Genomic DNA, 21,489 nt, shown 5'->3' with positions numbered 1-21,489 from the left:
AATCGACTAAAACCAGTAGAAAACGCATTATAAAACACATTTTGTTCAAAATTTAAAACACGTGAGAAAAATAGCGGCGGTGGCTGTCACAGCCAACCGCCTAATTGTTATTCCTCTGTTTGTCTGCTACGGCGTTCGGCGCGGCGCGCCAGATACCAGGACAGGAAAGCGATCAGGGATACCACCAGAATGATCAGTGTCGCCAGGGCGTTGATCTTGGGGGACACCCCGAGCCGCACCGAGGAGAACACCACCATAGGCAGTGTAGTGGCGCCAGGTCCCGAGGCGAAGCTGGCAATCACCAGATCGTCCAGCGACAGGCTGAACGACAACAGCCAACCCGCCATCAGCGCCGGGGCTATCATGGGCACAGTTATCAGGAAGAAGGTCTTCAGCGGTGTCGCCCCCAGATCCATCGCCGCCTCTTCAATAGAGAGATCCAACTCCCTGAGGCGCGATGACACCACCACGGCCACATAGGCGGCGCAGAAGGTAGAATGGGCAATCCAGACCGTCATCCTGCCCCGCTCAGCCGGCCAGCCGAGCAGATCCGACATATGCACAAACAGCAGCATCAGCGACAGACCCGTGATCACCTCGGGCATAACCAAGGGCGCCGTAATCATGTTCGACAGCGTCAGCTTGGCCCAGGAGCGACGAAAACGTGTCATCACAAAGGCCGCCATAGTGCCTATGATCACCGCCATGGTCGAGCTGTAGAAGGCGATTTGCAGACTGGTCCAGACCGCATCCAGTATCTGCTGATCGGCAAACAGCTCGGCGTACCACTTGGCGGAAAAGCCACCCCAGACAGTTACCAGTTTGGAGGCGTTGAAAGAGTAGAAAATCAGAATAAACATGGGGGCATACAGAAACACCAGCCCAATCCATAACATCAGGGTCGAGAAACTCAGCTTCTTCATATCTCTTTCTCCAGACTGCGGCTCTGATAGCGATGGAACAGGGTGATGGGCACAATCAGCAGCACCAGCATCACTATCGCCAGCGATGAAGCCACCGGCCAGTCACGGTTGTTGAAGAACTCCTGCCACAGCACCTTACCTATCATCAGCGAGTCCGGCCCGCCAAGCAGCTCGGGGATCACAAACTCCCCCACGGCCGGAATAAACACCAGCATGGAGCCTGCAATGACGCCGCTCTTGGACAGGGGCAAAGTCACCTTCCAGAAAGTATTGAGACTGCGGGAGCCGAGATCCGCCGCGGCTTCCAAGAGGCTGACATCCAGCTTCACCAAGGTGGCGTACAGCGGCAGTATCATAAAGGGCAGATACGCATAGATGATGCCGATATACACCGCCAGATTGGTATTGAGCATCTGCAGCGGCTCATCAACAATCCCAAGCCCCAGCAGCAGGTTATTGATAAGCCCTGTGTTACTCAAAATCCCCATCCAGGCGTAGACCCGAATAAGAAATGAGGTCCAGGAGGGTAACATCACCAACAATAGCAGCACTGTCTGCAACCTGGCCGGCGCCCGGGCAATGGCATAGGCCATGGGATACCCCAGCAGCAGACAGCCTAGGGTGGAAACCAGCGCCATCTTGAGCGAGTTGAGATAGGCCGAGTAGTACATGGAGTCGCTGAGCAGCAACAGATAGTTACTCAGGTTGATAAATACCTGCAGCACTTCGTCGGCATACTGAAAACTTGGCTCATAGGGCGGAATGGCAATCGCCGCGGTGGAAAAGCTTATCTTCAATACTATGGCGAACGGCAGCGCGAAAAACAGCAGCAACCACAGATAGGGAAAGCCTATGGTCAGGTGGCGGCCTTTGAATCCTAACTTGAGCTTCTTCATGATCTTAACACCACGCCACTGGTGTCCTCCCAGCTGATATAGACTTCATCATCCCAGGTGGGGTGATCGGCGCGGCGTTCACGGTTGGTCATGCTGCACTGGACTATCTGACCATTGCCAAGGCGAATGTAATACACGGAGAAACCACCGAGATAGGCGATATCGTGAACTATGCCCTTGGCCCAGTTGTATTGCTCTTCGGGCTGCTCGCGGCTGATCAGGGTTTTTTCCGGCCTGACCGCCAACCAGACATGCTTGTCCTCGACGCTGGTAGACACCCCATAACCCACGTAAAACGCCTGGTTCAGGCTCTCTGACTGAATGATCACATGGTCCACCTCATCGGCGGTGATCTCCCCCTCAAACAGATTCACTGTGCCGATAAACTCGGCAATCATCCGGCTGTTGGGACTTTCATAGATATCCATAGGCGAGCCGGTCTGGGCTATCCAGCCATCGCTCATGATGGCAATCCGCTCGGCCATGGTCATGGCTTCTTCCTGATCATGGGTAACCATGACACAGGTCACCCCCACCCGCTCGAGAATTTCCACCACTTCAAGCTGCATCTGAGTCCGCAGTTTTTTATCCAGCGCCCCCATGGGCTCGTCCAGCAACAGGAGTTTCGGCCGCTTGGCCAAAGAACGGGCCAACGCCACCCGCTGGCGCTGACCGCCGGAGAGTTGATGCGGCTTGCGGCGGGCATATTTTTCCATATGCACCAGCTTGAGCATCTCCTGCACCCGCTGCTCGATTTCAGCCTTGGGTAACTTGTCCTGCTTGAGGCCGAAGGCGATATTCTGCGCCACCGTCATATGGGGAAACAGGGCGTAGGATTGGAACATCATATTGATGGGGCGTTCATAGGGTGGCAGGTGGGTAATGTCCTGACCATCGAGAAAAATGCGTCCTTCGGTAGGCTTTTCAAAACCGGCCAACATTCTCAAAAGAGTCGACTTGCCTGAGCCTGAGCCGCCGAGCAAGGCAAAGATCTCGCCCTTGTTGATGGTCAGCGACACATCATCCACGGCGCGAACATCGTCAAAGAGCTTGCTGACCCGCTCGATTTTGAGCAGCACTTCATCCTGGGTTTTATTATTGGGTTTGACAGGAATGCCCGAGGTGATTGCCATAATACTTCTCCGCAAAATACCAAATGGGCGGCTCAGCGGCCGCCGCTGGTGGAACGAGTAAAGTTTGCCTGTACTACGCAATCAGACAATGAAGGGGCACCTGGCCCCTGAGTTATTGTTATTGGCCGGATTTAACCTTGGTCCAAACCCGGGTCAGGGCCCGCTGGGCCTTGAGTGGACGAATTTCCCCCACATACAGGTTGTCCAGAGTTGCCTGTGGTGGATAGATGCCGGGATCGTTGCGGATAGACTCATCCACCAGTTTCTGTGCCGGTACATTGGGGTTGGCGTAGGAAACATAGTTGGAGATGGGGGCTATCACTTCCGGCCTGAGCAGGTAGTTGATAAAGGTCAGCGCATTGTCGACATTGCCGGCGTCGGCAGGAATAGCCAACATATCGAACCAGAGGTTGGCGCCTTCCTTGGGAATGGCATAGGCAATCTTGTTGCCGTTACCTGCCTCATCGGCGCGAGTAGCCGCCTGGAGGATATCGCCGGAGAAACCGAAGGCGACACAGATATCACCATTGGCCAGATCCGAGATATAACGCGATGAGTGGAAATAGGTGATATAAGGCCGTATCTTGGCCAGCACTTCACCGGCCTTGTCAAAGTCGGACGCCTTGGTACTGTTGGGATCCAATCCCAGATAGATCAGCGCTTGCGGCACCATATCATCGGCCGAGTCCAGCATGGACATGCCGCAGGATGACAGCTTCTCGGCATACTTGGGGTTGAACATCAGTTCGAGCGAATCTGTGGGAGCATCCTCTCCCAGCAGCTCTTTTACCTTGGCGACGTTATAGCCTATACCGTTGGTGCCCCAGAGGTAAGGCACGGCATACTGATTGCCCGGATCGGCCTTCTCCAGCTGTTTCATCAACTGGGGATCCAGATTCTGATAGTTGCTCAGCTTGCTTTTATCCAGAGGCTTAAAGGCCCCGGCCTTGATCTGCTTGGCAAGAAAGTTGTTCGAAGGCACGACAATGTCATAACCGGAGCGGCCGGAAAGCAGTTTGGCTTCAACCACTTCGTTGCTGTCAAACACGTCATAGATCACCCGGATCCCGGTTTCCTTCTGGAAGTTGGCCAGGGTATCTTCGGCGATATAGTCACTCCAGTTATATACCCGGACGACTTCTTCGGCCTGGGCCGTGGCAGCGGCCGCAAGGCCTCCCAACAGTGCCACAGACGTTACTTTGGTCAATAGCTTCATGCTCTCTCCTTTTACGGGTAGCAGCGGTTGTAACCCGCCTTCAATTGTTAACTTATTGTCATTGTTATTAGTGTCACCAATGCTACTCCCTAAAACCCGCATCGGCGCCTTGGCAGCAAGGTATATCATGCCCTTACCGCCAATGGCAGGCAATCTTAGTCGTTCGATTTTTGTACATCCGCGTAGGTCATATCGAGCGCTTGTTTCGCCTTTGTTACCAATTCATCGATTTGAGCCTGGGTTATCACCAGGGGTGGCGCGATGATCATAGTGTCTCCCACCGCCCGCATCACCAAGCCACTGGCAATGGAATGCTCCCGGCACTGAGTACCTACCCCAAGCTCGGCAGCAAAGCGCTGATGACTCGCCTTATCTGCGACCAGTTCCAGCGCGGCCACCATGCCAACGCCGCGCACCTCACCCACCAGCGGATGCTGGGCCAAGACTTCCCGCAGCCGCTGCTGCAGATAAGGCGCGGTTTCCTCGGCCACTTTGGCGACTATGTTTTCCTGCTTCATCAGGCGTAAGTTTTCCAGTGCCACCGCGGCACTGAGTGGATGGCCCGAATAAGTGTAGCCGTGAGCAAATTCACCGCCCTTATCCAGCGCATCGGCGACTTTATCCGACACTATCACTCCGCCCATGGGGGCGTAGCCCGAAGTCATCCCCTTGGCTATGGTGATAAGATCCGGCTCAAGATCGTAATACTCGGCGGCAAAGTAACAGCCGGTGCGGCCAAAGCCGGTGATCACTTCATCGAGGATGAACAATATGTCGTACTTGGCGAGGATCTTTTTGATCTCCGGCCAATAGCTGTCCGGCGGGACTATCACGCCGCCGGCGCCCTGAATAGGCTCAGCAATAAAGGCCGCCACCTTGTCTTCACCCAGCTCGAGGATCTTGCTTTCAAGCTCGCGGGCGCAGCGAATGCCAAACTCTTCGGCAGACAGTCCCTGGCCTTCGCCATACCAGTAAGGTTGAGCAATGTGGACTATGCCTGGAATGGGCAAATCGCCCTGGGCATGCATACCACTCATGCCACCAAGACTGGCACCGGCAACTGTGGAACCGTGATAGGCATTGTGGCGTGAGATAATGGTTTTCTTCTCCGGCTTGCCCTGGATGTCCCAGTAATGACGCACCAGGCGCAAGTTGGTGTCATTGGCCTCTGAGCCAGAGCCGGTGAAGAACACCTTGTTCATATGAGGTGGTGCCAGCGCGGCTATCTCGGCGGCCAGTTCAATCGCCGGCGGGTGGCTGCACTGAAAGAAGCTGTTGTAGTAAGGCAGTTCCAGTAACTGATGTGCCGCCACATCGGCGATGGAACGCAGGCCATAGCCCATGTTGACGCACCAGAGTCCGGCCATGCCATCGAGAATTTGATTGCCCTGTGAATCCCAGATATAGACGCCATCGGCGCGGGTGATCACCCGCCCGCCGGCCTGTTTCAACGCCTTGGGATCGGTAAAGGGATGCAAGTGGTGGGCATGGTCCTTGGCCTGCCAGCCTTGGGTCTGTTGTGATTTCATCTCTCCCTCCTTAGACAGTCAGCAGCAGGAATTCCCGCTCCCAGGAACTCACCACCCGGCGGAAATTCTCAAGCTCGGCGCGCTTGACCGCGACAAAACCTGTGGTGAAGTCTTCCCCCAGATATTTACGGCAATATTGGCTCTCTTCCATCATGGCCATCGCCTCTTCCAGCGTCTGCGGCAAAGAGATCCCCGAGCGGTCTTCGTTGGCCCGGCCCTGCACCGGCGTCGAAGGTTTCACGTCTTCAACGATTCCCAAATAGCCGCACAACAAACTGGCGGCAATGGCCAGATAGGCGTTGGCATCGGCCCCCGGGATACGGTTTTCAATGCGGCGATTTTGCGGTGAAGACTCAGGGATCCTCAGGCCACAGGTGCGATTCTCCTCGCCCCACTCCAGATTGACCGGCGCCGAGGTGCCCGGCAGGAAGCGGCGGAATGAGTTGACGTTGGGCGCCATCAACGGCAAAAATTCCGGCATAAAGCGCTGCAGCCCGCCGATATAACTGAGAAAGTTCTGGCTCATGGTGCCATCTTCGCGGGTGAAGATATTCTTGCCGGTTTCCTTGTCGATAACGCTCTGATGCAGGTGCATGGCGCTGCCAGGCTCATTGGTCACAGGCTTGGCCATAAAGGTGGCGCAGACGCCGTGCTTGAGGGCGGCCTCTCTCAGGGTGCGTTTGAACACAAACACCTGATCCGCCAGCGCCAGTGGATTGCCGTGGCTGAAGTTGATCTCCATCTGCGCCGTGCCTTCCTCGTGGATCAGGGTGTCGATATCCAGCTCCTGCGCCTCACACCAGTCGTACATATCCTCAAACAGGGGGTCATACTCATTGGCGGCATCGATGGAGAAGGACTGACGTCCTGATTCGGCGCGGCCGGAACGACCAACCGGGGGCTTGAGTGGCAGATCGGGATCGTCACTGCGACTGGTGAGATAAAACTCCATCTCGGGGGCAATCACAGGCTCCCAGCCCTTGTCTTCATAGAGCTTGAGCACTTTTTTCAATACGTTGCGCGGCGACAGCTCCAGCGGATTGCCCATCTTGTCATAGGTATCGTGGATCACCTGAGCCGTGGCCTCCAGGGTCCAGGGCAACATAAAGACCGCGTTTTCATCGGGCACGCAGACAAAGTCGATATCGGCGCTGTTGAGCAGGCCATAGTAGGCCTCATCATCGACATAATCACCGGTCACGGTTTGCAGCAACACACTCTCGGGCAGCCGCATGCCCTTTTCATCGATAAACTTGTCTACCGGGGCAATTTTACCGCGGGCGATACCTGTCATATCGCAGATAACACATTCAACTTCGGTTATTTTTTGTTCTTTTAAGAAGGCTTCAAGCTTATTCATATTATTTATTCCGCTGTTGCGCCCTAAGACTGCAAGCCTCCCCAAAGGCCTTAAAAATTGCGCTGTAGAAGGGGTTATTTCTGACTTGCCATTCCGGATGCCACTGCACTCCCAAGGCGAATGCCTTGGCGTCGGTGACAGAGAAGGCTTCAATCAGACCATCTGGAGCATGCGCTTCAGGCCGCAACCCCTGACCCAGGCGCTCCACGCCCTGAGTATGGACGGAATTAACCATCGCATGGCTACGGCCCCAGGCGTCGAAAAGCATCCCTCCAGGTTCTATGCTGACCTCGTGGGACAAGCCATACTGCACCTCCAGCGGCGCGCTCTTGTCTTCTCTGTGTTCAATAAAACCACCCACTTCATAGAGCTTCTGGTGCAAACTGCCGCCGTAAGCCACATTCATTTCCTGAAAGCCGCGGCAGATCCCGAGTACCGGCACTCCGGCCTCTATGGCAGCGCGAATTAAAGGCAAGGTAGTGTCATCCCGCTTGGGATCATGGTGGGTGCCCGGTTCGCTGGCCGGGCCTTGGTAATGATGAGGTTCAACATTGGAGGGGGAGCCGGTAAACAATATGCCGTCCAGGCGTTCGAGCAGTTGTGCTATCGGGGTATCGGCCCCCAATGCCGGGATCACCAGGGGCCAGGCTCCGGCACCTTCGACCACGCCCAAGAGGTATTTCTCGCCAACAATATTGAAAGGATGCAGCCCCAACTGCTCATTGCATGCGGTTACACCCACCAACGCCATTGCTGCCTGTGCCATATCTCACCCCAAAACACTCAAATCCAGGTCTCAGTTTTGAACATTCACTAAAGCAAATGTTCATTTTTTCACACGCTACACGGATTTTTTCGCACAGGCAAGAGGTTAATATCCTGTTAAACGCAGCCTCAAACTAAAATTGTTTAAGCTTTTATTTTTAAATGAATATTTAAAAACACCTTGTGTTTGAGATAGGTGTAAACAAGCTTGAACAAGGCAAAAAATTGGCTTTGCATCACACTGGTTCAGCGGGCACCAATTCGGTGCACACGGGGTTATACGGTCGATATTATTTACACTTACAGGCAAATATGCTGCCCGAAGTGAATTTACGGGCAGCAAATCGCAATCAGCAGAGGAAATGGAAGATCAAAAGTTGGCAGGAGTGGTGGCACTGACCAGATGACAGGGTTCATCGAAAGGATTTCGGAACCTGTGTGGTTGTTCGCTATTGAAATAGTAGCTGTCACCGGCCTCCAGAATAAACACCTCTTCACCGACCGTCAGTTCAAAGCGACCGGTGATCACCAGCGCCGCTTCTTCCCCTTCGTGGCGCAGCATCTCTTCACCCGTATCGGCTCCCGGGGGATAAGTCTCCGACATCACAGACATGGCACGGTTGGGATAATCCCGACCAATAAGCTTGAACTCCAGTGGCCCAGTGCCTATGTCCAAAAGCTCATTGGAGCGATACACCACTTTTTGCTCGGTAGTGCCGTTTTCACCTATGGAGAAAAACTCCACTAGCGACATGGGGATCCCCGAAAGCACTTTCTTGAGTGAACTGACTGAAGGGCTGACACTGTTTTTCTCTATCATAGAGATGGTGCTGTTGGTCACCCCGGCGCGTTTAGCCAGCTCACGCTGGGACAGGCCTTTCATCTTTCTAACAGCCTTGAGGCTGGCACCTATATCCAAATCGCAAATCCCCCAAAAATCTCTTATCAGGCGGTTACAGGACACGGTCGGCAGCGGCTTCTGCACAAGGGCAACCAGGGTCCCGGTGAAATTGTTTTGTATTATATGACAAAAGCATGTTAAATAAAACGAACACTTTGAAGGCAAGAGTGCGACGACCGTCGGATGTAACCAGCCGAGTCCAAACTTATAACAAGAACGGAGCCATGATGCCAATCCAGTCCCCCATTCACAGTGACAACTATCCCGCCTCTTTTTACCATGCGACCGCCAAAGAACTGTTTCAGCATCCCAGGCTGGAAGAGTCCTTGGAGACAGATGTCTGCGTAATAGGCGCAGGTTTCAGCGGCCTCAACAGTGCCATAGAACTGGCTGAACGTGGCTTTGGGGTCACCATACTGGAAGCCAAAAAAGTGGGCTGGGGCGCCTCAGGGCGTAATGGCGGAGAGTTGATCCGCGGTATTGGCCATAATATTGAACAGTTTGAGCCCAGTATAGGTAAAGAAGGTGTGCTGGCTATCAAGCGGATGGGTTTTGAAGCCGTCGACATCGTCCGGCAACGGATCGCGCAATATCAAATCGATTGCGATCTGCGCTGGGGCTACTGCGATCTGGCGCTGAAACCAAGACATATGCAGGAGCTTGAGCAGGAGCTTACCGAGCTTGAGCAACTTGGCTACCCACATAAACTCAAGCTGTTATCCAAGGAGCAGTTGCCCGAAGTCATAGGCTCTGAGCGTTATCTCGGCGCGCTCAGCGACATGGGCAGCGGCCATCTGCACCCTTTGAATCTGGCCCTCGGCGAGGCCCGTGCAGCCCGAAGCCTGGGGGTTAACATCTATGAAGACAGCGCCGCCACCGAAATCATCAAGGGCGAGCAGATACGGGTCAGGACTGAGAGCGGTGAAGTCCGTTGCCGCTATCTGATTTTGGCCGGCAATGCCTATATAGGTGCCAAACTCGAACCTCATATCGGCGGCAAGGTGCTACCGGCCGGCAGTTATCTGCTGGCGACCGAGCCCCTGTCGCAAGCTCTCTGCGCTGACATTATTCCGCAGAATATGGCCTTCGCCGATATGAGCATAGCACTGGACTATTTTCATCTGTCGGCCGACAACCGCCTGTTATTTGGCGGGCTGTGCAACTACTCGGGCAGAGATCCCAAGGACATTTGCGCCGCGCTCAGGCCCAATATGGAAAGAGTCTTCCCGGCGCTCAAGGGCGTGAAAATAGATTATCAGTGGGGTGGCATGATAGGAATAGGCGCCAACCGTATGCCGCAGATAGGCAGGTTGCCGGATAGCCCCAACATCTATTTCGCCCAGGCCTATGCCGGGCATGGCGTCAATGCCACCCATATGGCGGGTCGTCTGCTGGCAGAAGCTATCAGTCAGCAGGCTGAGCGCTTCGATATATTTGCCTCAATAGAGCATATGACCTTCCCGGGTGGCCCGGCGCTGCGCTCGCCCATTCTGGCGGCAGGCATGCTGTACCATAGATTCAAGGATCTATTCTGAACAAGGCTTGTCTTGAAAAAGCCTGTTTTGAAGACAAGTGTATGTTGAATAGGGAGCCATTTTGAAAGTAAGTACAGCAAAGGCGTTGTGGCAGTCGTGAATACTCCCTTCGATATCAGCCGCATTCATACGCCGCAGGGGATTTTTCGCCTCAAGGGGGAACTGCAAGCCTCACCGCCGAAACTCGTGTGCAGGCAGCTTGAAATTCTCGGCAGTGACGGTTGGCTGGAGCTGCGAGTCGAAGATAACCGCACTCAAGTGCTACTCGATGCGCTGTTTGAACCTGTGCGTGAACACCTCAAGCCCTGAACTTAGGGAAGGTGCGAATAAGTCCTCGCGGCACTCTGGCTTACACAGCAATTGGCGTTCAAGGCATCTGACTGAAGGCATGCCGGGGCCTGTCGAAGTCGGATAACGATGAGAGCCGATTGCTGTGCAAGCCCCGAAGGGCGTGGCTTACAAGCCTGCCTGCTGTGTTGTGCTTCTTGCAAAGGACTAGGGCCATTTGCTGCGAACCACGCCTTGCATCCAGGCTTGTAAGCCGACGCAGAGCACGCATGGGACTTGTTCGCACCTTCCTTAGCGACAATCCCCCCGCAAGGCAGGGGGATTGTCTATGACAGCAAACCAATTAAATGGCTATCCAGGTTGCCTTAATTTCTGTGTATTTATCAAAAGCATGCAGCGACTTATCTCGGCCGTTACCCGACTGCTTATAACCACCGAAAGGCGCCGTCATATCGCCGCCGTCATAATGATTGATCCACACCATGCCGCTTCTCAGCGCCTTGGCAGTTCTGTGGGCCTTGCTGAGATCAGAAGTCCACACACCGGCCGCCAGGCCATAGATGGTATCGTTGCCAATGGCTATCGCCTGCTCCATTCCCTCAAATTCAATCACACTCAGCACAGGGCCGAAGATCTCCTCGCGGGCGATACTCATCTGGTTATTCACTTCACGGAACAGGGTCGGCGCCACATAAACGCCACCGGTTTCAGCCATGAGTTGCTCGCCGCCACAGGCCAGCACAGCACCTTGCTGCTTACCCGCCTCGATATAACCGAGAATAGTCTGCAACTGCTGCTGATCCACCACGGCGCCACTGACGGTATCCGGATCCAGCGGATGCCCCGGCTGCCAGGATTTGAGCTCGTCGATAATGAGCGCTATCAGTTGCTCCTTGACTCCGGACTCCACCAGCAGGCGCGAACCTGCGGTGCAAACTTCGCCCTGGTTGAAGGCGATGGCCGAAGCTGCCGCCTGCGCCGCGGCCTTGAGATCCGGGCAATCGTTAAAGACTATGTGGGGGCTCTTGCCACCGGCCTCCAACCACACACGTTTCATATTGGACTGACCGGCGTAGACCATCAGTTGCTTGGCTATCTTAGTGGAGCCGGTAAACACCAGGGTATCGACATCCATATGCAGCGCCAGCGCCTTGCCAACTGTATGACCAAAACCGGGCAATACATTGAGTACTCCGGGCGGGATCCCGGCTTCCAAGGCAATGGCAGCCATACGAATCGCCGTCAAAGGGGATTTTTCCGAGGGTTTGAGGATAACAGAGTTACCGCTGGCCAGCGCCGGCCCCAGTTTCCAGCAGGCCATCAGCAGGGGGAAGTTCCACGGCACAATCGCGGCCACTACCCCGACAGGCTCACGGGTGATCATGCCGATTTCATTGTCAGCGGTGGGCGCTATTTCGTCGTAAATCTTGTCAACCGCTTCGCCGGACCAACGCAAGGCCCTGGCGGCATTGGTCACATCCACCGACTTGGAAAAACGGATTGGCTTGCCCATATCCAGGGTTTCCAGCAAGGCCAGTTCATCGCTATGCGCCTCCAGCAAATCGGCAAAGCGTATCATCACCTTTTTGCGCTCTACCGGCGCCATTCGCGACCAGACTCCGGATTCAAAACTGGCTCTGGCACTGGCCACCGCTGCCTCGGCATCGGCCAGATCGCAACTGGCTACGGCGGCGAGCTTGTTGCCATCCACAGGGCTGATGCAATCGAAGGTCTCGCCGGATACGGCTGCACAATACTCTCCATGAATAAAGGCCTGGCCACAGATCTGCAATTGCGCAGCCAACTGCTGCCATTGCTGACGGGTTTGCGGTGTACTCATAAATCCTCTCATCTGCTTGCAAGCGGGCATTCCACTACCTCAGTAGGCCTATCGCGGCCAACTCGTGCAGCCATCGCGAGTTATTCGGGTCGCTCCAGATTAGCCTCGAGCACGGCATAAATTCAATATATTTTACAAAAATAGATTTTTTGGCATAAATAATTGCACACAGGCCTTCCATGTTCATTATTTCTGACATAGCATAGCGAAATATCAATCACCATTAACAAGCCCGCAACACTAAGGTTAATGCTTATGGCAGAGCTAAAACAACAGGCGAAAACACAGGGCAATCTTGAGCATTACTGGATGCCTTTCAGTGCCAACCGTCAATTCAAGCAGACTCCCAGGCTACTGGCTTCGGCCGAAGGCATGTATTACCGGGATGTCGATGGCCGTCAGGTGCTGGACGGCACCGCAGGTCTTTGGTGCTGTAATGCCGGCCATGGCCGGGCGGAGATCAGTAAGGCGGTCAGCCGTCAGATCCGCGAAATGGACTATGCCCCCAGTTTTCAGATGGGTCATCCGTTGGCATTCGAGTTGGCCGAGCGCCTCAGTGAAATCGCCCCGCCCGGCATGAACCGTATCTTCTTTACCAACTCGGGCTCAGAGTCAGTCGACACCGCACTCAAGCTGGCGCTGTGTTACCACAGAGCCAATGGCGAGCCGAGCCGCAGCCGTTTTATCGGCCGTGAGCTGGGCTATCACGGTGTGGGGTTTGGCGGTATTTCGGTGGGCGGAATTGGTAATAACCGCAAAGGTTTCAGCCCGCAGCTCCTCGGCGGCGTCGATCATCTACCCCACACTCTGGATATGGAAGCCAACGCCTTCAGCCGCGGCTTGCCCGAGCATGGCGCCGACAAGGCCGAGGCGCTCGAGGGACTAATTGCCCTGCATGGCGCAGAGAATATCGCCGCCGTTATCGTCGAGCCCATGTCAGGCTCGGCCGGGGTAATATTGCCACCCAAGGGCTATCTCAAGCGCCTTCGGGAGATCACTCAAAAGTACGGCATATTGCTGATATTCGATGAGGTGATTACAGGTTTTGGTCGGGTGGGCGGCGCTTTTGCCAGCAACCACTGGGATGTGACCCCAGACATAATGACCACGGCCAAGGCGCTCAACAATGGCGCCATCCCCATGGGCGCGGTGTTTGTGCAGCAAGCGATTCACGATGCCTGTATGCAGGGCCCTGAGGCAATGATCGAGTTCTTTCACGGCTATACCTATTCGGGGCATCCGGTTGCGGCCGCGGCGGCACTGGCCACCCTGGATATCTACCGTGACGAAAAGCTGTTTGAGCGCACTACAACGCTGGCGCCCTATTTTGAGCAGGCGCTGCACAGTCTCAAGGGGCTGCCCAATGTCATCGATATTCGCAATACCGGCCTGGTGGGTGGCATTCAGCTGGCCCCCAGCCCGCAAGGTGTTGGCAAACGCGGCTATCAGATTTTCGAGCGCTGTTTCTGGCAAGGTGCGCTGGTACGGGCCACCGCCGACATCATCGCCCTCTCACCACCACTGATAGTGGAAGAGTCCCAAATAGATCAACTGATTTCCACCCTGGCCGACGCCATCCAAACCGTCGACTGAAGCACACAGGATAGTTATGCGTATTTACAGCCACTATATAGATGGACATGAGACAGATGGCAGCCAGGCTCAGGCTTCACTGCCCATTTTCAACCCAGCCAACGGCGAAGAGCAAGCCAGAGTCGCCCTCGCCTCCAAGGCAGATACAGAACGGGCGATAGACTCGGCCAAGCAGGCTTTTGACGCTTGGTCAAAGGTATCGCCCCTTAACCGGGCACGGGTACTGTTTCGCTTCAAAGCCCTGGTAGAAGCCCACATGGATGAACTGGCCGAGCTTATCTGCCTGCAACACGGCAAAGTGCTTGAGGATGCCAGGGGCGAGCTGGTTCGAGGGCTGGAAGTGGTGGAGTTTGCCTGCGGCATTCCCCATCTTCTCAAGGGGGAACACACGGAGCAGGTTGGCACTGGCGTCGATGCCTGGAGCATCAATCAACCGCTTGGGGTGGTTGCCGGCATTTCGCCGTTCAATTTCCCTGTGATGGTTCCCATGTGGATGTTCCCGATTGCCATCGCCTGCGGCAATACCTTTGTGATGAAGCCATCGGAAAAGAATCCGGCGCCGGTACTCAGAATTGCCGAGCTGCTGACCCAGGCCGGGCTGCCGGATGGGGTCTTCAATGTTATCAACGGCGACAAGCTGGCAGTAGATACCCTGCTCTGCCATCAGGATGTTCAAGCCATCTCCTTTGTCGGTTCTACGCCTGTGGCCGAGTATATCTACAGCAAGGCATCGGCTCACGGCAAGCGGGTACAGGCACTCGGCGGCGCCAAGAACCACATGCTGCTGATGCCGGATGCCGATCTGGAACTGGCCAGCAACGCCCTGATGGGTGCGGCCTATGGCTCTGCTGGCGAGCGCTGTATGGCTATTTCCGTGGTACTGGCGGTTGCTGATGTGGCCGATGCCCTGATAGAAAAACTGCAACCAAAAATAGCCGCGCTCAAGGTAGGTAACGGTCTGGAGCCGGGTATGGAAATGGGGCCGCTTATTTCCCGCGCGCATCTGGACAAGGTCTGCAGCTATATAGACAGCGGTATACAGCAGGGCGCAGTTTGTCTGGTCGATGGCCGCAATACCTTGGCAGACAGCGAAGGTTTCTTTCTCGGTGCGACCCTGTTCGATGGCGTAACCCCTGAGATGCAGATTTACCGGGAAGAGATCTTCGGCCCAGTGCTTTGCATAGTCAGGGTGGCCGACTATGACTCGGCGCTGGCTCTTATCAATCAACATGAGTTCGGCAACGGCACAGCCATCTTTACTCAGAGCGGCGAGCTGGCGCGCGACTTTTGCCACTCGGTGCAAGTCGGCATGGTGGGGGTCAATGTGCCTATCCCTGTGCCCATGGCATTTCACAGTTTCGGCGGTTGGAAACGCTCGCTGTTTGGCCCACTGCATATGCACGGCCCGGATGGAGTTCGCTTCTACACCCGGCGCAAAGCCGTTACCGCCCGCTGGCCCAAACAGCTGAGTGCCGATTTCATCATGCCGACCATGAAATAGGGAGAGAGGGAGAGCCTGATGCACATTAACAATATCAGAGTACTGGCGCGTAATACTCCCGAGGTAAGTGAATACTCCATCGCCGAGGAAAAGCGTCTGCAGGGCGCGCCGCGCCAACGGCTGGAGAACCATTACTCCAGCCCCTGTGAGCAGTTTCATACCGGAATTTGGCAAAGCGAAACAGGTGCTTGGAAAGTTGACTACACTGAGCACGAGTATTGCGAAATCCTCGAGGGTAACAGTGTCATCAGCGATGAGCAGGGAAATCGTCTCGAAGTTGGCCCGGGCGACAGGTTTGTGATCCCGGCCGGGTTTCGCGGCAGCTGGCAGGTAACGGTTCCCTGCCGCAAGCTCTATGTGGTGTTTGAATCCAACAGATAAAAACAAAACCGCCATGAGGTCTCAGCATAGCTGCTGTTGTTTGGCATAAACCAGGTCGCGCCGGAATCTTCCCGGACGGGGCCGGCAAACCAAAGAAGGGAGAAGAGCTTGTGAACCAAGTGATAAGAAGATCCAACCCTCTGCTATGGGCACTGCTGCTTGGCGGCGCCATAACCTCAACCTCTGCCATGGCCGAAGTCAGCGGCGAGATAGCCGTGACCAATGACTACCGCTTTAGGGCCGTGTCACAAACCGCCGGTGATTTTGCCGTTCAGGGCGGGCTGGACTGGAGTCACGACTCGGGTTTCTTCGTCGGGGCCTGGGCCAGTAATGTGGAATTCGATGAAGATGGTACTCCCAAAGAGGATCAGGTGGGTGCCGATTTCGAACTGGATGTCTACCTGGGTTACGCCGGTGAAATCAACGACAACCTGGCCTATGACATTACTCTGCTGCGCTATATGTACCCGGGCGACAATGTCTCTCAGGACTACAACGAAATCTCTTTCGGCCTGGAGTTCAGTGATTTTAGGGCTGCCTACTGGTACACCAATGACTATGCGGGTTCAGATCTGGACTATCACTATGCCGAGCTGAACTATAGTTATGAGTTTGCCGAAAACTGGAGCCTGGATATGCACTTGGGTTACAACTTCGGCGATGCGCCCGATGACGATATGGGCAAATATCTGGATTACTCCATAGGTGTCTCTACTGAGATTGCCGGTTTTGGTCTGTCTGTGGCCTGGTTGGACACAGATATAGATTCGGATGCCGAGATAAGCAGTGGCACCTTCCAGAATGACGGCACTGTGCTGGCGAGTGTCAGTTACGCTTTCTAAGCAGCAAAATTGCGCTGCCCAGGCAAGCCATAGGACAGACCTGCACGGGCAAGCCCCATCTTCCTCCCACCAACCAAAAGTAAAGGAGCCGCTCCCTGAGCGGCTCTTTTTTATAAATTGATTCAGTTCTCAACGCAGTGGCGGTATGTGAGGGGTATCGCCCTGACGCACCTGTTGTTTGACGTCTTGCCAGCTATGGGTGAGGTGTTGCAGTTGTTCTCGCCGCTCGGGAAACTGCTCACTGAGCTTTCCCATCAGTTCCACTTGTTTGTCACAGATTTGCGCCCAGCGCTCGGCATTGGAAAGGTACATGGCTTCATCCTTGATCTTGGCTTGTGGTAAAACAGATATTCCTGAACAAATAATAACCAAGGATAGCCAATTTGCCAGTCCTTTTAGCCTTATCACAAAAATCCGCCTTGGATGCACTGTCAAACGCTACCGCTTGCAGGTATAACTGAGGATATAAGATAACACCCGGATAACAGTATTCACTCTTGGTGAAACAAGGAGTCTCACTATGGCCACTATGTTAAAAATATTCTTTATCGCCCTGGCGTTAGTGCTTATCTACAAACTGGTTTTCACTAACAAAAAAGGGGTGACAATATTTGAAATGCATTTCAAGGACGGTCGTATGACCTCCCACAAGGGTAAGATCCCGGAGAGGTTTGAACGCGAATGCCGCGCCTTGGTCAAGAAAGAGAAACTCACCTGTACAGTACGCGCCGAACGCAGTGGTGAGGTGCGGCTGCACATCAGCGCCAATGCCGGAGATGCCAATATTCAGCGCCTGCGCAACCTATTTCCCTTCAAATACTATGACCGCAAGCAGAGCGACAACAGCAAACAACTAGGCTGATCAGCGTTTAGCGGGAAACACTTGAGGGTCGATTTTACCTTCCCGGCGCGCATCATCTATGATCCTCTGGTTATCCTGTGCCATGGGATCTTCGTCGGGAAGATTGGGATTCACCCGCTCCTCCTCGGGCGCTTCAAAACTGAAATCGATACCATTCGAGCAGCCGCCAAGGGATACCAGTGCCAGTAAGCCCATTGAAACCCATGGCAGCAGCAGAGACTTGTTGTTCATCAATATTGAAACCTGTGTTGAGAGATGGTTGTTATTAAAACAGAGCTAAGCTTAACCCAGGCTGAGACTCGGCGTTAGTCATGGCGTACCATAATTGATAGCGTTTATTCAGGAGACAACATGCAAATGAACCAAAGGCACTATATACATGGAGATCAATTTGAGCAGGACTGCTCACTGTTCTATTGCGCAGCCTGTGACGCGTTCTTAAATGAGCATCATTTCTTCAGTAGAGACATAAGCTGTTGTGATCATTGGAGCAAATACGATGAAGCAATGAAGCAATTAGGGAAATCGCCACAAAACCACAGTAATTTTGGACGTCCAATAGACGCCGCAAATGTTTTTAGACACAAGCGGTAAAACGTCCTGCCGCAATTATTCTTGTTCAACCAACGAATAAATAAGGAATATTCAATTATTTTTGTGCAGCGGGAGTGCTTCCTTGTTAGCATCAAATTCATTCAACCTACGGATCACCAGAGTCACCTCCCCCACCGTCAGGCCCCATTTGCGGATCTCGCTGCGGTTGATTATGGTGTCCGGCGCCGTTTGATACATCCAGTCGTCGAAATGCACCTGATACTCGCCGCTATCTAACTTCAGCAGCATGTCGTAGCGCCAGCGCAGGGCAAAGCCCTCAGCTTGCCCTTCTGCCACCCCCAGAATATCCTCGGCTCTGCCCTGATAGCGGCCATCGGCAAGCTTGGTAATCTGCCAAGTTCGCTCGGCAAGCTCACCATCGTCATACTCAAACCACTCCTGCAACACACCTTGATTCCCCTGCCAACTACCCGTCATCCGCACATTGAAACGGCGCACCACCTGGCCGCTGTAATCTTGCACCATGCCTGAAGCCTGCAGCTCCCCGTTAAAGAACTGCTGCAGATCCAACTTAGGTTCGCTGGCGCTATAGTCATGAATGTCGACACTGCCGCAACCGCTCAGCCCTAGCATCAGAAATAACAACCAAACCTTGGTGAAACCGATAAACCTGCTCATTAACATTTGCATGCCTGCTCTCCTATCAACTGGGCTCTCAGCTGCGGCCGACTGCTGCGCTCTGACAACCAAATCGCCAAAAAGGCATCAGCAAAACGCTTATGCTCGCTCGAAGCGCTCTCATCTATGGCAATCGCGGCTAACGGCTTGTCGTTGAACAGAAAGTATCCCTGCTGCGGCCCGCTTGCCACAAAGCTCAATCTGTCCCCCTGCTCCACATCCGGCCAGAGCCCTTCAAGCAGCGCCAACCAGGCAGATATCTGCTCTCTGTCATATCCCAGATGCAGCCACTGGTGTTTGGTGGCCTCAAGGAGTCGCGAGGCGGGGATATCCCGGTAATACTGAATTTCCAGCTGCTGCGGGAAGCTATTGGGCTGGTAACTACCATCCGGCGTCAGCAACCTGGCCCGATAAAGGGTCATAAACCACCAGTCCATTTCACCGCGGCCCACTTCCCGAAAGCTGGCAAGCTCCGCCTTTGAGGGCTCGACCTGGGCAGCTTTGGGCTCAGGTGTCTGCACTTGGCTCAGCGCTTGAGCCTGCTGTGCTTGAGTCTGTGCTTGAATCTGTAAATTGTCTGCCCATCCCTGAGTGGGCAGACCAAGCAGTATCATCAGCAGCCCGGCAAAGCCTGGGTTATGCAGCTTACCGGCTTGCTTTGCTCCCTTGTTTACACCCTTGATGAATCGTTTCATTGCCGGTCTCCGTCAGAGAAATCCTGTAATTGGGGGATTTTTACCCCATTCAAGCCTGAGGTTGCAATAACTTAACAGTGGCAGCAGCAGCGACCAGATGAGTATCAACAAGCTAAAGGTAGCCGATTGCCCCAGAGGCCAAGCCACGGCCTCCAACCTAAATGCCGCCAGATAGCTGCCGGCGCCACCCACTGCGCCAAAGAACGCCTGCTGCCATCTGGGCAAGTCCCTAAGCCAGGCCAGACTCACCCCCAACGTCGCGGCAAAATGCCCCCAAAGGCAACAGAGCCACAAGGGTAAAAGCCGCGAGGGACTGTCAAACTCAAATACTCCGCCAAGGTGCAGCATGGCGTCCATGGCTATGCCGATAACAGCCGGTATCAGCACGGCGTTGAATGTTTTCATGCTGGATCCGGTGCGCTTTACGCTTTGCTCTGCCAGTTGGCTTTGCTCTACCCGTTGGCTTTTCTCATCCTGGGCATTCTCGGCCATGAGGGCAGAGCGGTAGCCCGGATTGACAAGCAGCAACTGGACACAAAGCAGCAAGAGAGCAAACACCAGCGCCTGATTGGCAAACAGGATCAAAGACCACCAGCCCAACTGGAAAATGGCCGCATTGAGCAGCAGAAAAAACCAAGGCGATGAGAGTCTCATGGCCTAACCTGCAATTTGCCTTGAGCTGAGCGGACGATAGCCGTCCTTGACTGCAGTCAGTTGCACTGTACTTATGGTGCGCTCAAGAAAACCACCTTCGCAGTAACTCAGGTAAAACTTCCACATACGCACAAAGTCCTCACCATAGCCGAGTTCGCGCACCCGTTCTCTGGCATCATCGAAGTTGGCATGCCAGTCATTCAGGGTGCGTGCATAGTCGAGACCTATATCATCCAACGACCAGAGGGTCATGGAGGTTTGCCGCTGCAAGTGGCGCGTCATCTCGGTGACAGATGGCAGGCAGCCGCCGGGGAAAATATAGCGCTGAATAAAATCCACCCCTTTGCGGTAGCTGTCATAGCGCTGATCTTTAATAGTGATCGCCTGCAGTAACAGCTTGCCGCTCGGCTTGAGCAGGGCATCCAGTCCGGCAAAAAAGCCCGGCAGATAATCGTGGCCTACTGCCTCTACCATCTCTATCGAAACCAAACGGTCATACTGGCCGCTGAGCTGGCGATAATCCTGCCGCAACAGGGTAATGCGCTCACTCAGTCCTTCGGCGGCAACCCGTTCACTGGCATATTGGTACTGGGCATCGGAAATAGTGGTAGTGGTTACCTTGACGCCATAGTGTTTGGCGGCATAGATAGCCAGGGCGCCCCAACCGGTACCTATTTCCAGCAGAGTCATGCCGGGCTGCAGATCCAGCCGCTCGCAAATCAGTTGCAGCTTATACTGCTGCGCCTCATCCAACTGCGCCTCTTCATGGGGATAGACGGCGCTTGAATAGAGCAGCTCAGGGTCGAGAAATGCCTGATACAAGGGATTGCCCAGATCATAGTGCGCCAGAATATTGCGCTTTGAACCTGCCTTTGAGTTTCGGCGCAGCAGGTGTTTCACCCGGCTAACTGTGTTGGAAAACCAGGAAAACCGCTGCTCTATCTTATCCAGCAGCGGCAGATTACGGGCAAACAGGCGTACCACGGCGGTAACATCCGGGCTGGACCAGTGCCCCTGAATATAGGCTTCACCGGCACCGATGGAGCCGCCCAGAATCACCTGGCGAAAAAAACGCTCATCGTGAATACGAATTATGGCAACCAGGTCTGCATCGAGCGGGCCGAAGGTCCACTGCTCACTCCCCAACTGCAGTTTAAGACAACCGCCCTCCAAGGCATTCAAGGCCTGTTGCATGACTCTGGCCCATAGACTCTTGCCGCTGGCGGCCAACTGCTGTCTGTTCTTGGCTACTGTGTTTTCCATCTCATTCTCCAATGTTTGCTGTCACACTCGGGGAAATTTCCAAACCTTTAGGGGATTCTTGCAAAGGACTAAGGCCATT

The 21,489-nt window shown here is 54.3% G+C and carries 22 protein-coding genes; 7 read left to right on the top strand and 15 right to left on the bottom strand.

Annotation, left to right across the window (positions count from 1 at the left end; all coding sequences use genetic code 11):
- Window positions 1-107 precede the first annotated feature (107 nt).
- The 8 genes from ACMHXI_RS18995 to ACMHXI_RS18960 form a co-directional block, all read right to left on the bottom strand.
- Window positions 108-923: an ABC transporter permease subunit gene (locus ACMHXI_RS18995; RefSeq protein ID WP_025009896.1), complete on the bottom strand. Its 816-nt coding sequence runs from the start codon at window positions 921-923 to the stop codon at window positions 108-110.
- Window positions 920-1,819 carry an ABC transporter permease subunit gene (locus ACMHXI_RS18990; RefSeq protein WP_037436682.1) on the bottom strand — a complete coding sequence of 300 codons (900 nt, stop codon included), beginning with the start codon at window positions 1,817-1,819 and terminating at the stop codon, window positions 920-922. The genes ACMHXI_RS18995 and ACMHXI_RS18990 overlap by 4 nt, the downstream gene beginning before the upstream one ends.
- On the bottom strand, window positions 1,816-2,952 hold the full coding sequence (gene potA, locus ACMHXI_RS18985) for a polyamine ABC transporter ATP-binding protein (RefSeq protein ID WP_025009894.1): 1,137 nt from the start codon (window positions 2,950-2,952) through the stop codon (window positions 1,816-1,818). Before potA ends, ACMHXI_RS18990 begins: the two co-directional genes overlap by 4 nt.
- A 118-nt stretch (window positions 2,953-3,070) precedes the next feature.
- Complete coding sequence (locus tag ACMHXI_RS18980; RefSeq protein WP_025009893.1) at window positions 3,071-4,168, bottom strand: polyamine ABC transporter substrate-binding protein; 1,098 nt, start codon at window positions 4,166-4,168, stop codon at window positions 3,071-3,073.
- 155 nt (window positions 4,169-4,323) lie between these two features.
- A complete protein-coding gene (locus tag ACMHXI_RS18975; protein WP_096141576.1) occupies window positions 4,324-5,697 on the bottom strand; it encodes an aspartate aminotransferase family protein in 1,374 nt (457 codons plus the stop codon).
- Window positions 5,698-5,707: 10 nt separating this feature from the next.
- Window positions 5,708-7,057 carry a glutamine synthetase family protein gene (locus tag ACMHXI_RS18970; protein WP_028780689.1) on the bottom strand — a complete coding sequence of 450 codons (1,350 nt, stop codon included), beginning with the start codon at window positions 7,055-7,057 and terminating at the stop codon, window positions 5,708-5,710.
- 1 nt (window position 7,058) lies between these two features.
- Window positions 7,059-7,823: a gamma-glutamyl-gamma-aminobutyrate hydrolase family protein gene (locus ACMHXI_RS18965; RefSeq protein WP_028780690.1), complete on the bottom strand. Its 765-nt coding sequence runs from the start codon at window positions 7,821-7,823 to the stop codon at window positions 7,059-7,061.
- 369 nt (window positions 7,824-8,192) lie between these two features.
- A complete protein-coding gene (locus ACMHXI_RS18960) occupies window positions 8,193-8,741 on the bottom strand; it encodes a cupin domain-containing protein (RefSeq protein ID WP_028780691.1) in 549 nt (182 codons plus the stop codon).
- A gap of 209 nt (window positions 8,742-8,950) precedes the next feature.
- On the opposite strand from ACMHXI_RS18960, the gene ACMHXI_RS18955 reads away from it, so the two are divergent.
- Both ACMHXI_RS18955 and ACMHXI_RS18950 read left to right on the top strand, forming a co-directional pair.
- Window positions 8,951-10,258, top strand: coding sequence for an NAD(P)/FAD-dependent oxidoreductase (locus ACMHXI_RS18955; protein ID WP_159353326.1), 1,308 nt, complete (start codon window positions 8,951-8,953; stop codon window positions 10,256-10,258).
- An 87-nt stretch (window positions 10,259-10,345) separates the two neighbouring features.
- Window positions 10,346-10,567, top strand: coding sequence for a hypothetical protein (locus ACMHXI_RS18950; protein ID WP_096141579.1), 222 nt, complete (start codon window positions 10,346-10,348; stop codon window positions 10,565-10,567).
- Window positions 10,568-10,889: 322 nt separating this feature from the next.
- Here ACMHXI_RS18950 and ACMHXI_RS18945 read toward each other — a convergent pair whose 3' ends face one another.
- Window positions 10,890-12,386, bottom strand: a complete 1,497-nt coding sequence (locus ACMHXI_RS18945; RefSeq protein ID WP_096141580.1) for an aldehyde dehydrogenase — start codon at window positions 12,384-12,386, stop codon at window positions 10,890-10,892.
- 255 nt (window positions 12,387-12,641) lie between these two features.
- Between ACMHXI_RS18945 and ACMHXI_RS18940 the strand changes: the two genes are divergently transcribed.
- The 4 genes from ACMHXI_RS18940 (at window position 12,642) to ACMHXI_RS18925 (ending at window position 16,703) form a co-directional block, all read left to right on the top strand.
- Complete coding sequence (locus tag ACMHXI_RS18940; RefSeq protein ID WP_115389116.1) at window positions 12,642-13,979, top strand: aspartate aminotransferase family protein; 1,338 nt, start codon at window positions 12,642-12,644, stop codon at window positions 13,977-13,979.
- A gap of 16 nt (window positions 13,980-13,995) precedes the next feature.
- Window positions 13,996-15,480 carry a CoA-acylating methylmalonate-semialdehyde dehydrogenase gene (locus tag ACMHXI_RS18935; RefSeq protein WP_025009888.1) on the top strand — a complete coding sequence of 495 codons (1,485 nt, stop codon included), beginning with the start codon at window positions 13,996-13,998 and terminating at the stop codon, window positions 15,478-15,480.
- An 18-nt stretch (window positions 15,481-15,498) separates the two neighbouring features.
- The gene (locus ACMHXI_RS18930) at window positions 15,499-15,861 is read left to right on the top strand and encodes a cupin domain-containing protein (protein WP_071238084.1); all 363 of its coding nucleotides are present in this window, start codon (window positions 15,499-15,501) and stop codon (window positions 15,859-15,861) included.
- A 119-nt stretch (window positions 15,862-15,980) separates the two neighbouring features.
- A complete protein-coding gene (locus ACMHXI_RS18925) occupies window positions 15,981-16,703 on the top strand; it encodes a TorF family putative porin (RefSeq protein ID WP_371873320.1) in 723 nt (240 codons plus the stop codon).
- A gap of 129 nt (window positions 16,704-16,832) precedes the next feature.
- On the opposite strand, the gene ACMHXI_RS18920 is transcribed toward ACMHXI_RS18925, so the two are convergent.
- A complete protein-coding gene (locus tag ACMHXI_RS18920; RefSeq protein ID WP_025890124.1) occupies window positions 16,833-17,015 on the bottom strand; it encodes a hypothetical protein in 183 nt (60 codons plus the stop codon).
- A 208-nt stretch (window positions 17,016-17,223) separates the two neighbouring features.
- Between ACMHXI_RS18920 and ACMHXI_RS18915 the strand changes: the two genes are divergently transcribed.
- Window positions 17,224-17,565 carry a DUF3634 family protein gene (locus ACMHXI_RS18915; RefSeq protein ID WP_144220263.1) on the top strand — a complete coding sequence of 114 codons (342 nt, stop codon included), beginning with the start codon at window positions 17,224-17,226 and terminating at the stop codon, window positions 17,563-17,565.
- Here the strand turns inward: ACMHXI_RS18915 and ACMHXI_RS18910 are convergent, their stop codons facing one another.
- The 5 genes from ACMHXI_RS18910 to ACMHXI_RS18890 all read right to left on the bottom strand — a co-directional run bounded on the left by ACMHXI_RS18910 (window position 17,566) and on the right by ACMHXI_RS18890 (window position 21,410).
- Window positions 17,566-17,796 (bottom strand): hypothetical protein, encoded by a 231-nt coding sequence (locus ACMHXI_RS18910; protein ID WP_413735815.1) that lies wholly within the window; start codon window positions 17,794-17,796, stop codon window positions 17,566-17,568.
- Window positions 17,797-18,210: 414 nt separating this feature from the next.
- Complete coding sequence (locus ACMHXI_RS18905; protein ID WP_165565478.1) at window positions 18,211-18,810, bottom strand: DUF3833 domain-containing protein; 600 nt, start codon at window positions 18,808-18,810, stop codon at window positions 18,211-18,213.
- Window positions 18,798-19,493 (bottom strand): hypothetical protein, encoded by a 696-nt coding sequence (locus ACMHXI_RS18900; RefSeq protein WP_413735813.1) that lies wholly within the window; start codon window positions 19,491-19,493, stop codon window positions 18,798-18,800. Before ACMHXI_RS18900 ends, ACMHXI_RS18905 begins: the two co-directional genes overlap by 13 nt.
- A gap of 12 nt (window positions 19,494-19,505) precedes the next feature.
- Window positions 19,506-20,147, bottom strand: coding sequence for a DUF2878 domain-containing protein (locus tag ACMHXI_RS18895; RefSeq protein ID WP_413735811.1), 642 nt, complete (start codon window positions 20,145-20,147; stop codon window positions 19,506-19,508).
- 3 nt (window positions 20,148-20,150) lie between these two features.
- Entirely contained in the window at window positions 20,151-21,410 is a 1,260-nt protein-coding gene (locus ACMHXI_RS18890; RefSeq protein WP_335923608.1) for a cyclopropane-fatty-acyl-phospholipid synthase family protein, read from the bottom strand.
- Between the last annotated feature and the right edge of the window lie 79 nt (window positions 21,411-21,489).

It is taken from the genome of Shewanella sp. BJSY2023SW005, assembly GCF_047314585.1.
Classification (GTDB): domain Bacteria; phylum Pseudomonadota; class Gammaproteobacteria; order Enterobacterales; family Shewanellaceae; genus Shewanella; species Shewanella algae.
The sequence above is the reverse complement of the archived record's forward strand: the minus strand, read 5'-3'. Positions and strand labels throughout refer to the sequence as shown.